Genomic DNA, 14922 nt, shown 5'->3' on the forward strand with positions numbered 1-14922 from the left:
TCCTTAGGGCGAATTGGCAATAAAGGAGCTATCTTTTCGTTAATCCAATTGCTGCGAGATCCGGTGGTTGGAGTAAGGGGAATGGCTGCGCAGGCACTTGGAGAAATGGGAGCTGTCCCAGCTGTCAAAGAATTATTAAGAGTGGCCGAGGATTACGGAGAGTCGATTAATGTCAGAGAGCGAGCCCGGGGGGCGGTCCGAAAAATTGAAAGTAAGGGGTAAAAACGAGTAAGCCTTGTTATAGGAATTGGAAATTCGTTTTTGATTCCATATGACTTAGAACAATTAAAATAACCACGACTGATAAAGTTGATTCAGTTCGTGGTTATTTCTTATAATAAACGACGCCTGCAGCTTGGGCATCTCGCGTTTTCTTATATTCTGAATTGTGATAAGATAATTTCTAGTAAGAAAGAATGAACCGGAGATAAATCAAAATTGAGACAAATCCTAAAGTCTGGGAGAAAAATAATAAGATTCATTGGACGAAAGAGAGAAGTGATCCAATGCCTATGAAAAGAGCTGTGGAAAAGATTTTAGAGAAACGGGATTGGAAACAACTGAGGGTCTGGGCTAAAGAAAAAGAAACTAAAAATGTTTATCGTCAATTTATGACGCGAATCTATGTCAAAGATGGGCTTATTTTCTGGCGAGCAGTCGAGGCTTTAGGGGTTTTCGCCCAGGAAGCCGAGCAGAAAGATGAGAAGTATGCCGTTGAACTGGTGCGTCGTTATTTTTGGTATCTCAATGAGGAATCTGGGGGGACCGCTTGGAATGCATCTGAGGCCATAGGGAGCCTGCTGGCTCATTGCCCAACGACGTGTGGTCATTTTAATTGGATGCTTTCGGGGTTGTTAGTCGATGAAAGCTTAAGAGATGGAGCACTGTGGGGACTAGCTCAACTAGCCCAGAACGCTCCCCATTTAGTAGATCCTCTTGAAGAGCGAATCAGGCCATTCTTAGAATCTGAGCAGCCTTTTGCTCGAGGTTTAGCGGCATTAATCTATGCACTTATGCGGATTCCCGAGAATAAGTTCCCTCTCTATCGAGAAAATGGGCCTAAGTGGAGCGTCCCGATCGAGCTCGATCAAGGTTTAAAAAACGATCAAAACCTAGTGGAAATCTATCAGACTGGAGAACTAATCAAGTATTCTGTTCAGGAATTATGGACAACCCAAAGCCTTACTTTTTGGACAGAAGTATTGATGATCAAAGACCGAGAAGTTGAGGTAACGGTCGCTTCGACGACCGTTGGGTTATGCTGGCTAGGGCTTGGACCGTCGGTTGAGGAAGAACAGTCCTTGCGGATATGGATGTCTCGCCAGTTCCCAAAACAATTTTTAATACGTAAGCGAGAGCCGAACAGTACAGTTATTCGTCAGTTGCAAGAGTACGTTACTGGGAAACGCAAGGAGTTCTCGATCCCTCTACATCCGATGGGTACACCTTTTCAGCTAAAAGTATGGGAAGAACTTCTGCGGATTCCTTACGGTGAGACATGTACTTATGGTGAAATCGCCGCGAGAGTAGGTAACCCAAAAGGGCCGAGAGCAGTGGGCATGGCCAACAATCGAAATCCAATCGGGATCGTAGTTCCCTGCCATCGAGTAATCGGTAAAAACGGAAGTCTGACCGGGTACGCAGGGGGCTTGGACATCAAGCAATGGCTTTTGGAGTTAGAAGCCGTCGCCGCATCCTCAGGCGAAAGCAATCAGGAATAGTTAGATCTAGATAAGGCAGGGAACGATTTAGTATTTAGTGAACTCAAGTTATTGATAACTATGATGATTAATAGAAAATAAGGGGGAATCAACTATGGAAAACCTTTTTATTGGAGTCGAGCACATTGGGATTAAAGCCTCGGAATTGGAAAAGGCTATTCGGTTTTACGTAGAAATATTGGGCTTTAAGTATTTATACAGAATTAAACCCGGAGAGGTGGAGTTGGTCTTTTTGGAATTAGGCGGTACCGTCGTGGAACTGGTTGAAGTCGTGGATGGTCGCAAGTATGAGGATGGAGTTGTCAATCACTTGGCAATCCGAGTCTCTAATATTATAAAAGCTATTGAGCACTTAAAAGACCATCATGTAGAATTGACCACCTCCGAGCCCATGTCATTAGGAGACGGACGGTATAATTTCTTTTTCCGTGGTCCGAGTGGGGAACGATTAGAATTCTATCAGGTGTAGTTTAGAAGGTCTGAATAGTAATGTGATCAAAGATGGCTGGGCCGCCTCCCCCCCATTCTGTAGGAGCCTCCCCAGGGATAATAATAACGGCGGGGAGTTTCATCATCGCTGATGCAACGGCCGTGAGGCGAGCATGGTTTGACTGGGATGCACCAGATGTGATTATGAGGTCCGCCCTTTGGCTTAGTGCTTCGGCCATGAGGAATTCTAGTTTACGCAGTTTGTTTCCCCCCAGGCCATAAGGGGTCAGATCGTCTCGTTTCCAATATAAGGCGTCTTCACCCCAAGCAAGGCGACTTCTTTGAATAGGTGTTGGCCCCCCCATTAAGGGAATGCGAGGGGGAAACGGCAAACTTTGCAGTAACGAATTGAACATAGGACACCTCCCTAAAATATGTAGCAAAGGCACTCGGCATCAGACTAGCCCTTTCCACAAAAACCTTCCAATTCCTTTAACGAAACCCTTTGCTGTTTTGCCTCAAAGCCCTGATACCGAAAACAACGTTCTGGAAAATTACCCTATCTCCACAACGTTGTTTTTTAGTTTATTGGGTTTCGAAGTTCGCGTAATTCAGCAAAGTTTGGTATTCTAGAAAGTGGGCTAGGTTAAATTAAGACAAGAATGGAATCTAATCTATGCAAAAGAAACGCTATCATACGTTTAATGAACACTTGCGCAATAAGTTTGGGGAGAAAATCTTTAAGGTCTCCCTGGACGCTGGTTTTACATGCCCAAATCGAGATGGAACCTTGGGCACGGGTGGGTGTGTCTATTGCAGTGCTCGGGGATCCGGAGATTTTGCCGGAGAGCAACGGTTATCCCTTCATGAACAATTTAGTGAAGTTAAGGGACGGATGATGAAAAAATGGCCGACTGCCAAGTATATCGCTTATTTCCAAGCGTATACCAATACTTACGCTTCGGTAGAACGGTTGCGCGTGATTTATGAAGAGGCCCTTGCGGAGGAGAAGGTCGTCGGGCTATCCATCTCCACAAGACCAGACTGCCTGCCGGAGGATGTTCTAAATTATCTCGAAGAACTAAATCAAAGGACCTATTTATGGGTTGAGTTGGGTTTGCAAAGTAGACATGACCGAACTATGGAATGGATAGGTAGGGGGCATAACTATGCCCAATTTCTCAAGGGTCTTGAGCAGTTGCATGCCAGAGGAATACGGGTTTGCGCCCACATAATTCTGGGTCTACCGGGAGAAACGAAAGCGGAGATGATGGCAACCGCGCAAGCGGTTGCCAACCTACCCTTAGAAGGGATTAAAATTCACTTACTGCATGTTCTAAGGGGAACTCCATTGGCAACAATTTTCCAGGACGAGCCTTTTGATCTCATGACGAAAGAGGAGTATGTTTCACTGGTTGCCGATATTTTAGAGATTCTACCACCAGAGATAGTTATTCATCGCCTTACGGGTGACGGCCCACCTGATGATCTGATTGGACCTCTTTGGAGCCGTAAAAAATGGGAGGTTCTCAATGCTATCGATGCTGAGTTAGAGCGGCGAGATTCATGGCAAGGAAAAAAGCAGGTATAAACAAAAAAAATAGCGATCTCGAAAGATCGCCAGAAAGAGGAGAGTACATGAGATTATGGCCTCAGAGGAGGCCGTAAGGGCAAAGGTTGGTAGGAACCAAATGCTTTAGAGCTGCTCGTAGGTTTAGGGGTGGATGGGGTTATATTGAAGCTAGGAGCTAAGTTCAAATATCGTTTCAGATCTGAATTTGTATCCATAATCCGTTGGGTTATTTGGTCATTATTAAGACGTTCTGTCATGTTGCATAGCTCCTTTCAAGAGTGGGTTTCCTATTCATTAAGGTGTCTCATACTGGATGTGCTTTCCTTCCCAAGTACGCAAAACTGCTTTGTTTTCATCAAGGGACACAAGGTATTGAGGAGAAATGGGTGTTTTGCCTCCACCTTTAGGGGCATTAATAATATAAGTTGGCACGGCAAGTCCAGACGTATGCCCACGCAACTGTTCCATAACTGCAATTCCGTCTTGGATTCTGGGAACGAAATGGCGGGTTCCTTTGACATTTTTAGCATGGAAGATATAGTAGGGGCGAACCCTGATTTTCAGCAATTCATGATTAAGTTTTTTCATTACCTCTGGCTGATGATTGATACCTTTGAGTAAAACCGCCTGATTCCCTAGGACCACACCGGCTGCAATAAGTTTGTCGGCCGCATCTTTAGCGTCTTTTGTGACTTCTTTGGGGTGGTTAAACTGAGTATTAATGTAGATAGGAGGGTATTTTGCCAGGACTGTGCATAATTCATCCGTAATGCGCATGGGTAGGGTGACTGGAGCCCGCGTCCCAAGGCGCTTGATTTCTACATGGGGGATAGCGTGGAGTTCTCCGAGAAGCCAATCTAAGGTTAGATCACTGAGTAGTAAGGCATCTCCTCCGGTCACTAAGACATCTCGGATTTCGGGGTTTGCCCGAATGTAGTCCAGTGCCTCTTTAAGCTGATGGCGCGGAGAATGGGTATCTGTTTCCCCAATATTCCGTCTGCGTTGACAATGTCGGCAGTACATAGCACACATGTTAGTGACGTTGATGATTAAACGATCTGGGTAACGCCGTGTTATGCTGGCAGCAGGCGATGTAATTGCCTCTCCCATGGGATCTTCTTCACCAAAATTATCAAAAAGTTCTGCTTGGGTGGGTAATCCTTGTAGCCGAATAGGATCAAAGGGATCAGTATCATCCATTAAACTCAGATAATAAGGAGATACAGCCCAGCGAAAGGTTTTCCCAACACGTTCAAGTTCTATACGTTGCTCAGCTGTTAAGGGTAGTAACGAATTCAGGACATGGGAATCTGATATTCTGTGCGTCATTTGCCAATGCCAGTTTTCCCAGTCTTCAGGCGTTGCGCCGAAATAGCTTAGAATCTTTGCTCGACGAGTTTCGAACATTTCTGAACAAACGGATCCAGTCGGAATAGTCTCCGATTGGGTTAAATATGGGGTAATCATTTGTTTAAGTTCTTCTGCTCGCTTCAGTGCATATTGCCGAAAGGTATCGGGACGGTTTTGTAGTTGAACGGACATTTATATCCCTCCTTGAAATTAGATTTCCAAATTGGTTCCTTAGTTTGGCCTGGGGGGATAACAGAGGTTCTTTTTCAAATAAAAAAGAACCGATTCTATATAACGGCTCCCAAACGGTAAGAACGCAGAATATCACGCTAAACGTGTTTCAACGCCTACGAGGTTTGCTGTCGGGTGCGAGCGCATACTCTACGGCGATTCACCCCAAGAATGCTTCCCCCGTTTTCCCTTTGGGAAATTCAGCAGTTAATATAACATTTTTTACTAACAACCTAATAATAGCATATAAGTTGTTACCCGTCAATAGCATGATGTCAGCTGATGTTGGCTATGTTATAATAGAATGAAATTGATTGGAAATTCGAACCAGGAAGTACGATAAGGGGTTGAACGTATTGGACCATGCACGTTATCAAGAAATCGCCATTGACATAGCCCACGCCATTATGATGGGAGAGTACCATGAGGGAGTAAGGATACATGGCCGTTCTACTTTAGCAGGGCGGTATAATGTATCACCAGAAACTATTCGTCGGGCCATCGCCGTTTTGCAAAATGTCGGTGTGGTGATGGTCAGTCAAGGCGTAGGGATTACGGTAACATCGAAAGCTATGGCTGAAAAATTTGTTAAATCCTTTGATCAAAAAGGAGAAATTCAGGTCTTTGTAGAAGATTTGAAAAAGCTGATGGATCAAAGGCGTGAAAATGACTTAAAGATTGAAAGTCATCTGAACAAGTTTTTAGGTTATTCAGATCGTTTAATGTCTCGTTGGATGGATATCGGAGAAGTAGAAATCGGAAAAAGCTCACCGGCCATTGGCAAGACCTTGAAAGAATTGAAAATCCGGGAGCGTACAGGAACCACCATTGTAGCGGTGGTTCGAGACGGCCTTGAGCAGTTTTCACCGGAGACAGGGTTTGTCCTTCGGGGAGAAGATGTCTTACTGGTAGCTGGCTCAGCTGAGGGTCAGCAAAAATTAAAGTTAATTCTATGATTTGGAGTAGGCACCATGTATCCAGGTATTGATATTATTGAAATAGAACGAGTCGTTCAGGCCTATAAGAGGCAACCTAAATTGTTTGAGCGTCTTTTCACAATCCAAGAGCGTGACAACTTACTGGGAAAAGGCATCCAGAGTTATGCTGCTCGTTTTGCTGGCAAAGAGGCTATTCTAAAGACGTTAGGGACGGGGCTTAGCGGCTTATCTTGGCACGATATAGAAATATTGAATGATTTAAGCGGAGAGCCTCTGGTCTATCTCAGTTCTAGAGCTATGAATCAAGTCAGAGCTAGGGGCGGGTCCCAAGTAAGGGTAAGCTTGACCCATAATCGAACCCAAGCGATGGCCTTTGCGATATTAAGCTGAACGAAAAGCTAGGGGCAATTCATGGATCCCTACAGCATAAGAAGTACAAGTGAAGTCTTAAATTGAGAGAGAACCGGGGTGGGGAATGTGCGTGTGGTCAGCGCAGAACAAATGCGTCAGATCGAAGAAAAAGCGATTCATCATTATGGTATCCCCAGTTTGCTCCTGATGGAAAATGCAGCCTGGGCAGTCGTTGAAGAGATTCGACGTAATCTTCTTAATCATCAAGAGCAGAGAGAATTAAGTGGACGAAAAGCAGTGATTCTAGCTGGAAAGGGTAATAACGGCGGAGATGGCTTAGCTGTTGCACGCCATCTTGTGTTCCAGGGCATGGATGTTACCGTTTTGTTATTTGCTGGACTTGAGGAACTTAAAGGAGATGCTGCTTTAAATTTACGTCTATATCAAGGTACTAGCGGAAAATTGTTCGTGATTAAAGGACAAGAGCAACGCCGCTTAACACGTTTAGCACTCGCTCAAGCAGATGTTGCCGTGGATGCACTTTATGGAATTGGCTTGCGTGGTGCTTTGCCAGGCTTAATAGAAGAATATGTGGACGAAGTAAACCGTTCTCCAGGATGGGTGATTTCCATCGATATCCCCAGTGGGGTAGAGGCCAATACGGGTAATGTTTACCGTACAGCGGTCCGCGCCCAAGCCACTGTTACTTTTGGACTCCCGAAATGGGGTCTTTTTCTCGGTGAAGGCCCAGATTATTGTGGACGGGTTATAGTGGATCCGATTTCTATTCCCGAAGCATACTTAGAAGATGAAGGAATATCGACGTTTGTCTTGATGGATGAGGATATACGCACTAGTCTTCCTGTACGTCAACTAAAAGGTCACAAAGGAACCCATGGCAAAGGGATTCTTGTGGCAGGGTCTAAGGGGATGAGCGGAGCCGCGGTTCTGGCAGGACGGGGTGCTTTGCGTAGTGGGATTGGACTGTTGCAAATCGTGACTGCAGAGGGAATTGCCAACGATGTAGATGCCTGCCTTACAGAGGCAACCGTTTGGCACGCTCCTGGAGAGGATTACCTAAATGAAGAAGCTTGGTCAGTGATTAATAGGCAGTCTAGAAACGCGCAGGCTCTTGCGATGGGTCCTGGCTTAGGTCAGAATCCGCAATTTATCCCAGTGCTCGAAGAAATCCTCAGAAATCTAAGCTGTCCGGTTGTCTTGGATGCGGATGCGCTTAATTTAGTCGCTGCGGAGCCTAGCTTACTAGGGTTGAGAAGTGGGCGAGGGCCTTTGATTCTTACACCCCATCCGGGTGAGATGGCCCGACTATGTCAATGTAGTGTTGAAGATGTCGAACGCAATCGCTTGGACATTACGGTGGCAAAAGCGGTTGAGTGGGAAGCAGTGGTCGTCTTAAAGGGTTCTGTGACCATTATTGCCTCACCGGATGGTCGGGCGTTTTTCAACCCTACCGGGAATCCCGGACTTGGAACGGGGGGGACTGGAGATGTTCTTACAGGCAGCATTCTTGCTTGGTTGGCTCAAAGGGTTCCTCCGTTAGAGGCAGCTTGCCTAGGTGTATATTTACACGGCAGAGCTGCAGATGATCTAGCTAATGAGTATGGGTGGTCCGGGTTCACAGCTTTGGAAGTGGCGGATCAACTGCCTAAAGCTCGTCATGCCTTAGAACCGAAGCGTTAAAAAGGAGAGGGGATAAATAATGGGGCGACAGGTTTGGGCTGAGGTGAATTTACAGACTCTGAGAGAAAATTACTTTAAGCTTAAAGCATATACCCAAAGTGAAATGATGCCGATCGTCAAGGCGGATGCTTACGGGCATGGATTGATTCCCGTAGTGAAAACCCTCAAGGGATGTGGAGCAAAACGCTATGGTGTGGCCCTCTTGGAAGAGGCGTTGGAAATTAAAGCGGTATTTCCTGAGCTTACGGTAATGGTCCTAGGGGTTACCGAGCTAGAAGATTCGGATAGTTTAGTTAAGGAAGAGATTATTCCGGCCATTAGCCAATTGGCTCAGGCTAAAGCGCTCTCCGAGGCTGCCCTGAAACTTAAACGGACGGCGAGAGTGCATATCAAAGTTGATACTGGAATGGGTAGAATAGGGTTTCGAGAAGAAGATTATAAGGATATCCTGAAGATTGCGGATCTTCCTAATCTTACAATCGAAGGAATATTTACTCACTTTGCCACTTCGGATCAAAAAGATCTATCATTTGCTCGGATACAGCTAAAGAGCTTCCAATCCTTGTGTGACAAACTAAAAAAACTCGGACTAACTATTCCAATTAAGCATACTGCAAACAGTGCTGCTCTCATCCAATTTCCAGAATCTCACTTAGATCTTGTTCGTGCAGGAATTAGTCTTTACGGTTTTACTCCGTCCTCTCAACTTGGAGAAATTGCGGGTTTAGAACCAGTCATGTCTTGGAAGGCGAAAGTAACTCATATTAAAACCATAGAGACAGGAGAAACGGTGAGTTATGGCCGCACCTTCCAAGCCGCTTATCCTACGCGCGTGGCAACTATCCCCATAGGGTATGCGGATGGGCTGCGAAGGGGGCTTTCCAATCACGGCGAAATGCTAGTCCATGGGAAGAGATCTACGGTAATTGGGCGAATCTGCATGGATCAGACTATGCTTGACGTCACCAGAATTCCAAGAGTTCAAGTGGGAGATGTCGTCACGATTTTAGGGAAAGATGGCTATGACAAAATTACGGCTACGGAAATGGCTAAGTGGCTCGGCACCATCAGTTATGAAGTCGTTTGTGGAATTTCTAAACGGGTGCCCCGAGTCTATCTTGGTCTTGTAGAGGATGCCCTTGGGCAAAGCCCCGAGCTCAATAAACCAAATTCTACAACTTTATAAAAGGTAGACCGTATGATATAATTCATAAGGAAGAAACTGGAATGGGGGGCAAGCCTATGGCTGAACCTGCGTTGTATCAGAAGGTGCATTACAACTATACCGACTATTTGTCATGGGCAAATGGGAAACGTTGCGAGCTGATTGAGGGCATTCCTATTGACATGACTCCAGCTCCTTCGCGTATGCACCAAAAAGTCTTAGGAGATCTCTATAACCAGTTCTACAATTTTCTGAAGGATAAGCTTTGCGAAGTTTACATCGCCCCTTTCGATGTGCGGTTACCAAGCTTAGAGGAACAAGATGAGACTTCTAGTACAGTCGTTCAACCTGATCTAGTGGTGGTTTGTGATCCAAAAAAACTAGATGACAGAGGGTGTAAAGGAAGCCCAGATTTAATCATCGAGGTATTATCACCAGAGACGGCGAAGAAAGACCTTTCAGTAAAATTGAGACTTTATGAGCGAGTCGGCGTATCTCAATACTGGGTAGTTCATCCGGTGGACAAAACGGTTATGGTTTTCTTGCTAGATGAGCGGAATCAGTACAGCAAACCTAGTGTTTTTGGCGAAGATGAGCAAATCAGGGTTGAACAGCTTAATGGATTAGTAATTGACTTTTCCACTGTTTTCAAATGAACACGTAAGCGCGGACCGAAAATATTTATTGCGATCTTAGGAAATAGACCATTGTTGACACATAAAACCCCTTGGCGCATCATAAGTTGTGGCAAGGGGGGAGTGCCATGGCCATTTTTGATCTAACAACTGGAATGAGTTATGCTTTTTTTATCCTTTGCCTGGTGCTCGGTTGGGTTGCTGCGGGAGCCCTTGATTTTAACGGTATTCTACGGCGTTCCACGTCTCGATGGGGACAGTTTCTACTTCGCTTAGGAGTAGCGCTTGTCTTGGCTGAGGGATTTCGCCTTTTTTTAAGCTTTGCACTAGGTCCAATACTGGATATGTTTGTTAATCAGAGCATTAATGGGTTTAAGGCTTTTTAATAAAAAAGATAGAGGCAAAGGGCTGTAGCGAAACAACCCCCTTCAGAGTCGAGCTCTGGAGGGGGTTGTTTAATTAAAACTATCAAGTTAGCCTATTCATGGCTAGGGCTAAAGAAAACTAAAATACAATAGAACAACGATACCAAGTACAATTCGGTAATAGCCAAACGCTTTAAAATCCTTTTTGCTAACGTAATTCATGAACCCAGAGATAACTACCCAGGCCACGAGAAATGATACGAAGAACCCAAACGCTACTACCAGGAACTCATGTGGGCTGAGCATAAGTCCGTTTTTAAATAATGTGTAGCCAGAAGCAGCGACCATAGTAGGAATTGCTAAAAAGAAAGAGAATTCGGCCGCGACAACTCTAGAAGCACCTAATAACATGGCTCCGATTATGGTTGAGGCTGAACGTGAGGTCCCTGGTATCATAGCTAAACACTGGATAATTCCAATGAAAAAAGCGGTTCTATAAGTCAGTTGTTCCATGGATTTTATTCTGAAGGATGGTTGCTTCTTCTCAATGTATAATATAATTAATCCGCCGACGATCAGTGCAAGAGCCACAACCTTCGTATTAAATAAACGTTCTTCTATATAATCCGCGACTAGAAATCCAATTCCTAGTGCAGGGATAACTCCTACTAGGGTCTTTTTCCATAAATCAAATATTTTTTGATTCGTAGAGGATTTGTAGTTTCCGAAGGGAATAAGTCGCTTGCGAAAGTAAACAACGACGGAAAGAATGGCCCCTAGTTGGATCACAACATCAAACATATTCGCAAATTGTTCAGTGAACCCAACAAACTGGTTGAAGATAATCAAGTGACCTGTAGAGGAAATGGGGAGAAATTCCGTAATCCCTTCGACGATTCCTAAAATCAGGGCACTGAGAAAGTCGTTCATCGTAACATCTCATTTCTAAGTATTTATTTGTTCATTCATTCATTCATTCATAAAATCCATTATCCCATAGTTTTAATTAATCAGTCAACCAAACGGCAGGCGTTTTTTTGGCATTTAAAAGGCAATCTAATGTTGTTTTTACAAACAAAGGCATTCGCTGCCGGGTGTTGAAGGTTAGTTAAATACCATATTAAGAATCTGAACATTATATGGGTGCCCTTTTCAGTATATGAGAAAAAATCTGCACTATTTTATGAATAGATTCGACAAAATGGACAGTATTTTTGTAAATTAATTTCAGGTTGCCTTATAACAAGTAACCTTCTCATGGTAAAATAGAATAATAGGCCCTCCAACGACGGGAACACTGAAAATCTAGGTTTGGTTTAAACTGTTTTTGGTTGATAATACAAGTGAGGGTGCGATAATGGTTAAGACATTGATTAAAGGAGCAAGCATGAAACGAACATGGCGTTTTTGGGTTGCCTTATGGGCAGGTAAGATAATAACGAGGGGTCTTTTAGCCAGCGGGAAAAAGGGGACAACCTTACCTGGGAAGATAGCAAACTGGCTTGATCCTCAGATCATACGGCACTTGAGTGGGGCTTATTCGGAAGGGATTATTATGGTCACAGGGACTAATGGGAAAACGACCACTGCTAATCTCCTCGCGAACATTTTGCTTGAGGCGGGAAAAAGCTTTGCCTTTAATCAGGCTGGGGCAAACCTCGTGACTGGAATTACAGGGGCTTTGATCCAAAATACTCGTTGGAACGGTTCATCTCAAGCAAGCTTAGCCCTGTTAGAAGTGGATGAGGCAACAGTGCCTAAACTTTGTGAACAACTGACTCCAAGTCTGGCCATTATTACTAATTTCTTTCGAGATCAACTTGATCGCTATGGAGAGTTGGACACAACCGTTCGCTTGGTTCGAGAGTCTTTACCTCAAGAGACAGTGCTCGTGCTCAATGCGGATGACCCTTTAGTTGCACAATTTGGTGTGAATCAACATAATAAGCCTCTTTATTATGGAGTAGAACGAACTCCTGATAGCTGCTCGGAGAGCTTAGAAACTCGTGAGGCTAGATTCTGCCCGGTATGCGGCACCGCCCTTGATTACGCGCTTTTTCATTATGGACAATTGGGGATTTTCAGCTGCCTAGGCTGCGGATTCCAGCGCCCAGAGCCTGAAATATTGGCTCAAAACGTACGTCCAGAAGAGGGCTTACTCCAGTTTCGTGTGGGTGTGACTCCCTTTACTCTCACTTTGCAAGGGTACTACAATCTGTATAATGCCTTAGCGGCACTGACTGCAGCCCGCCAATTAGGTTTAAGTGATGGCATGATTGAAAAAGGGTTGCGGAAGTTTATTCCTCAAGCCGGACGGATGGAACGGTTCTATTTGCAGACAGGGGAAATTACGTTAACACTCGTCAAGAATCCCACAGGATTTGACCAAGTCATTCAGACGATGATTAGTGTCGATAAACCTCTTCGAATTCTGATCGGGATCAATGATTTAGCCGCGGATGGGCGGGACATCTCCTGGCTGTGGGATGTTAGTTTTGAACGATTGGGAAAGTATGAGGAACGCATACACCAAGTGGTTTGTACTGGTCTGCGTGCAGAGGACATGGCGTTGAGGCTTAAATATGCAGGATTAAGAGAAGAAAAACTTGTCATTATGCACAACTTGTCAGGAGCCCTCGATGACTTACTGACCCAGCGGAACGAGTCTGAGGTTGTGTTTATATTACCCACCTATACTCTGCTTTTCCCGCTTCGTGATCTTCTCCAAGAACATCAAAAGAAGGCGGGATTGTCAAATGATCAAGTGAAGAAGCATGGAGAGGAGGCAAGCGCGTGAAATTAACTATTTGCCATCTGTATCCGGATTTGCTCGATCTTTATGGAGATCGGGGTAATATTTTGGCCTTGACTGCCCGTTGTCGTTGGCGTGGAATAGAGCCCGTTATTCAAAGAGCCTCGTTGGGTGAAGACCTGGACTTTTTAGGAATGGATATTCTTTTTATTGGTGGGGGATCTGACCGTGAACAAGGTTTGCTGGTTCAGGATTTGATGCGCCGGGAAAATGAACTCCGAAGTGCTATAGAGAATGGCTTAGTGGTACTCGCCATCTGTGGGGGCTATCAAATGCTGGGGAAATACTATCAAATGACGGGTGGAGAAAAAATTCAGGGGTTGGATATTTTAGATGTTTGGACTATCGCTGGTGCTAAACGATTAATTGGAAACGTCGTGGTGGACCTTGATGAATACGTTCTAGGTATCGATTCGTCTCCACAGCTTAGGACGTTAGTGGGGTTTGAGAATCACTCTGGGCAAACTCATTTGGGTGAGGGAATAAGGCCTTTAGGTAAAGTCTCATTTGGGAACGGGAATAATGGGCAGAATGGCGAGGAAGGGGTTCGTTACCGCAATGTCTTCGGAACGTATTTGCACGGACCGCTCCTCCCTAAGAACCCGCACTTTGCTGATTTATTGTTGGAACTTGCTCTGCAAAGACGTGATCCGAACACTTGCTTGATGGAACTTGACGACCGCTTAGAAAAATTAGCCCATGAGACTATGGTGAAGAGGCTTTTAAAACAACCCTAAATTCAATTCTCTCTAAAAATCAGTATAGCATCACTGATATACTGATATACTATCATCAGGGATAAAACACTACTAAATATTAGCTTAAAATCTCTATTACCATTATTTACATGCATAAATAACCGTGTTTTCATGAGGTTTTGGCTTATTTACTCTTCTAGTTCGTTGACACTTTTTCACTTTACTGTCTATAATAGAGTATAGCTATGGCTAAATGATGGGGGTGCTAACGTGGCAGAAAGTAAGCGGATTATGATCAGTTTGCCGGAGAGTTTGCTTGCGGAAGTGGATGGGATTGTAACCGTCGAGAAGCGAAATCGCAGCGAATTTATTCGAGAAGCGCTAAATAGCATCCTTCACGAACGACGAAAAAAAGGAATCCACGAGCAGATGCGCAAAGGATACTTGGAAATGGCGCAACTGAATTTATCGATAGCTAGGGAGTTGTTTTCAACGGAACAAGAAGTATTAGAATATTATGACGTAACAATAGTGGAGTGTCAGAGATGATCATAAAACGCGGGGAAATTTACTACGCAGAACTTAACCCCGTCGTCGGCTCTGAGCAGGGCGGAACTCGTCCGGTCCTTGTGGTTCAAAACGACATTGGGAATCAATTCAGCCCGACGACAATCATCGCCGCAATCACTTCACAGATTGCTAAAGCGAAATTACCGACTCACGTGGAAGTTAGAGCTAAACGAAGTGGCTTAGAACGAGATTCCGTTATTTTGACAGAGCAAATTAGAACGATAGATAAAAGTCGTCTTAAGGAAAAAGTAGCTGTTTTGGATGAAGAAGTTATGCTGAGAGTGGACCAAGCTATTGAGATTAGTTTAGGGCTAGCAGATATTTAAGATAGAGCTCGAAGAAAGAGGAAGGCAGCGTAGCGGAGCAAACCGACGCTGTTTTTG

17 protein-coding genes and 1 riboswitch are annotated in these 14922 nt (G+C 44.6%); of the genes, 14 read left to right on the forward strand and 3 right to left on the reverse strand.

Annotated elements, in window-relative coordinates; all coding sequences use genetic code 11:
* The 3 genes from ACYQ3Q_RS23390 to ACYQ3Q_RS23400 form a co-directional block, all read left to right on the forward strand.
* On the forward strand, positions 1–222 hold a 222-nt coding region (locus ACYQ3Q_RS23390), incomplete at its 5' end, for a HEAT repeat domain-containing protein (protein ID WP_459930859.1).
* 284 nt (positions 223–506) lie between these two features.
* A complete protein-coding gene (locus ACYQ3Q_RS23395) occupies positions 507–1721 on the forward strand; it encodes a DVU0298 family protein (protein WP_459930860.1) in 1215 nt (404 codons plus the stop codon).
* Between the two features lie 94 nt (positions 1722–1815).
* The gene (locus ACYQ3Q_RS23400; protein ID WP_459930861.1) at positions 1816–2190 is read left to right on the forward strand and encodes a VOC family protein; all 375 of its coding nucleotides are present in this window, start codon (positions 1816–1818) and stop codon (positions 2188–2190) included.
* A gap of 1 nt (position 2191) precedes the next feature.
* On the opposite strand, the gene ACYQ3Q_RS23405 is transcribed toward ACYQ3Q_RS23400, so the two are convergent.
* A complete protein-coding gene (locus tag ACYQ3Q_RS23405) occupies positions 2192–2566 on the reverse strand; it encodes a pyridoxal-phosphate dependent enzyme (protein WP_459930862.1) in 375 nt (124 codons plus the stop codon).
* A gap of 260 nt (positions 2567–2826) precedes the next feature.
* On the opposite strand from ACYQ3Q_RS23405, the gene mnmL reads away from it, so the two are divergent.
* A complete protein-coding gene (mnmL, locus tag ACYQ3Q_RS23410) occupies positions 2827–3741 on the forward strand; it encodes a tRNA modification radical SAM protein MnmL/YtqA (RefSeq protein ID WP_459930863.1) in 915 nt (304 codons plus the stop codon).
* Positions 3742–4017: 276 nt separating this feature from the next.
* Here the strand turns inward: mnmL and eam are convergent, their stop codons facing one another.
* Positions 4018–5265 (reverse strand): glutamate 2,3-aminomutase, encoded by a 1248-nt coding sequence (gene eam / locus ACYQ3Q_RS23415; RefSeq protein ID WP_459930864.1) that lies wholly within the window; start codon positions 5263–5265, stop codon positions 4018–4020.
* 137 nt (positions 5266–5402) lie between these two features.
* Positions 5403–5520: riboswitch (cyclic di-AMP (ydaO/yuaA leader) on the reverse strand.
* Between the two features lie 140 nt (positions 5521–5660).
* On the opposite strand from eam, the gene ACYQ3Q_RS23420 reads away from it, so the two are divergent.
* From ACYQ3Q_RS23420 to ACYQ3Q_RS23445, 6 genes are all read left to right on the forward strand, one after another.
* A complete protein-coding gene (locus tag ACYQ3Q_RS23420; protein ID WP_034144274.1) occupies positions 5661–6260 on the forward strand; it encodes a TrkA C-terminal domain-containing protein in 600 nt (199 codons plus the stop codon).
* A gap of 15 nt (positions 6261–6275) precedes the next feature.
* Positions 6276–6632, forward strand: coding sequence for a holo-ACP synthase (gene acpS, locus ACYQ3Q_RS23425; RefSeq protein ID WP_459930865.1), 357 nt, complete (start codon positions 6276–6278; stop codon positions 6630–6632).
* An 87-nt stretch (positions 6633–6719) separates the two neighbouring features.
* Positions 6720–8294 carry an NAD(P)H-hydrate dehydratase gene (locus ACYQ3Q_RS23430; RefSeq protein WP_459930866.1) on the forward strand — a complete coding sequence of 525 codons (1575 nt, stop codon included), beginning with the start codon at positions 6720–6722 and terminating at the stop codon, positions 8292–8294.
* Between the two features lie 19 nt (positions 8295–8313).
* Entirely contained in the window at positions 8314–9480 is a 1167-nt protein-coding gene (gene alr, locus ACYQ3Q_RS23435; protein WP_459930867.1) for an alanine racemase, read from the forward strand.
* A 56-nt stretch (positions 9481–9536) separates the two neighbouring features.
* Positions 9537–10115 (forward strand): Uma2 family endonuclease, encoded by a 579-nt coding sequence (locus ACYQ3Q_RS23440; RefSeq protein WP_459930868.1) that lies wholly within the window; start codon positions 9537–9539, stop codon positions 10113–10115.
* 107 nt (positions 10116–10222) lie between these two features.
* The gene (locus ACYQ3Q_RS23445; RefSeq protein ID WP_459930869.1) at positions 10223–10480 is read left to right on the forward strand and encodes a hypothetical protein; all 258 of its coding nucleotides are present in this window, start codon (positions 10223–10225) and stop codon (positions 10478–10480) included.
* Positions 10481–10588: 108 nt separating this feature from the next.
* Here ACYQ3Q_RS23445 and ACYQ3Q_RS23450 read toward each other — a convergent pair whose 3' ends face one another.
* Entirely contained in the window at positions 10589–11389 is an 801-nt protein-coding gene (locus ACYQ3Q_RS23450) for an undecaprenyl-diphosphate phosphatase (RefSeq protein WP_459930870.1), read from the reverse strand.
* Between the two features lie 457 nt (positions 11390–11846).
* On the opposite strand from ACYQ3Q_RS23450, the gene ACYQ3Q_RS23455 reads away from it, so the two are divergent.
* From ACYQ3Q_RS23455 to ACYQ3Q_RS23470, 4 genes are all read left to right on the forward strand, one after another.
* Entirely contained in the window at positions 11847–13256 is a 1410-nt protein-coding gene (locus ACYQ3Q_RS23455) for a MurT ligase domain-containing protein (protein WP_459930963.1), read from the forward strand.
* Positions 13253–14008 carry a type 1 glutamine amidotransferase gene (locus tag ACYQ3Q_RS23460; RefSeq protein ID WP_459930871.1) on the forward strand — a complete coding sequence of 252 codons (756 nt, stop codon included), beginning with the start codon at positions 13253–13255 and terminating at the stop codon, positions 14006–14008. Before ACYQ3Q_RS23455 ends, ACYQ3Q_RS23460 begins: the two co-directional genes overlap by 4 nt.
* 231 nt (positions 14009–14239) lie before the next feature.
* Positions 14240–14518: a CopG family ribbon-helix-helix protein gene (locus ACYQ3Q_RS23465; RefSeq protein WP_034144267.1), complete on the forward strand. Its 279-nt coding sequence runs from the start codon at positions 14240–14242 to the stop codon at positions 14516–14518.
* Complete coding sequence (locus ACYQ3Q_RS23470; protein ID WP_034144266.1) at positions 14515–14865, forward strand: type II toxin-antitoxin system PemK/MazF family toxin; 351 nt, start codon at positions 14515–14517, stop codon at positions 14863–14865. The genes ACYQ3Q_RS23465 and ACYQ3Q_RS23470 overlap by 4 nt, the downstream gene beginning before the upstream one ends.
* Positions 14866–14922 lie beyond the last annotated feature (57 nt).

It is taken from the genome of Desulfosporosinus burensis (assembly GCF_054657535.1).

Bases quoted from the DNA above. Each gene is read 5' to 3' on its own strand.
- ACYQ3Q_RS23445 (WP_459930869.1), top strand. From the start codon at position 10,223: ATGGCCATTTTTGATCTAACAACTGGAATGAGTTATGCTTTTTTTATC.
- ACYQ3Q_RS23455 (WP_459930963.1), top strand. From the start codon at position 11,847: ATGAAACGAACATGGCGTTTTTGGGTTGCCTTATGGGCAGGTAAGATA.
- ACYQ3Q_RS23450 (WP_459930870.1), bottom strand. From the start codon at position 11,389: ATGAACGACTTTCTCAGTGCCCTGATTTTAGGAATCGTCGAAGGGATT.
- mnmL (WP_459930863.1), top strand. From the start codon at position 2,827: ATGCAAAAGAAACGCTATCATACGTTTAATGAACACTTGCGCAATAAG.
- ACYQ3Q_RS23470 (WP_034144266.1), top strand. From the start codon at position 14,515: ATGATCATAAAACGCGGGGAAATTTACTACGCAGAACTTAACCCCGTC.
- acpS (WP_459930865.1), top strand. From the start codon at position 6,276: ATGTATCCAGGTATTGATATTATTGAAATAGAACGAGTCGTTCAGGCC.
- ACYQ3Q_RS23395 (WP_459930860.1), top strand. From the start codon at position 507: ATGCCTATGAAAAGAGCTGTGGAAAAGATTTTAGAGAAACGGGATTGG.
- ACYQ3Q_RS23405 (WP_459930862.1), bottom strand. From the start codon at position 2,566: ATGTTCAATTCGTTACTGCAAAGTTTGCCGTTTCCCCCTCGCATTCCC.
- ACYQ3Q_RS23400 (WP_459930861.1), top strand. From the start codon at position 1,816: ATGGAAAACCTTTTTATTGGAGTCGAGCACATTGGGATTAAAGCCTCG.
- alr (WP_459930867.1), top strand. From the start codon at position 8,314: ATGGGGCGACAGGTTTGGGCTGAGGTGAATTTACAGACTCTGAGAGAA.
- eam (WP_459930864.1), bottom strand. From the start codon at position 5,265: ATGTCCGTTCAACTACAAAACCGTCCCGATACCTTTCGGCAATATGCA.
- ACYQ3Q_RS23440 (WP_459930868.1), top strand. From the start codon at position 9,537: ATGGCTGAACCTGCGTTGTATCAGAAGGTGCATTACAACTATACCGAC.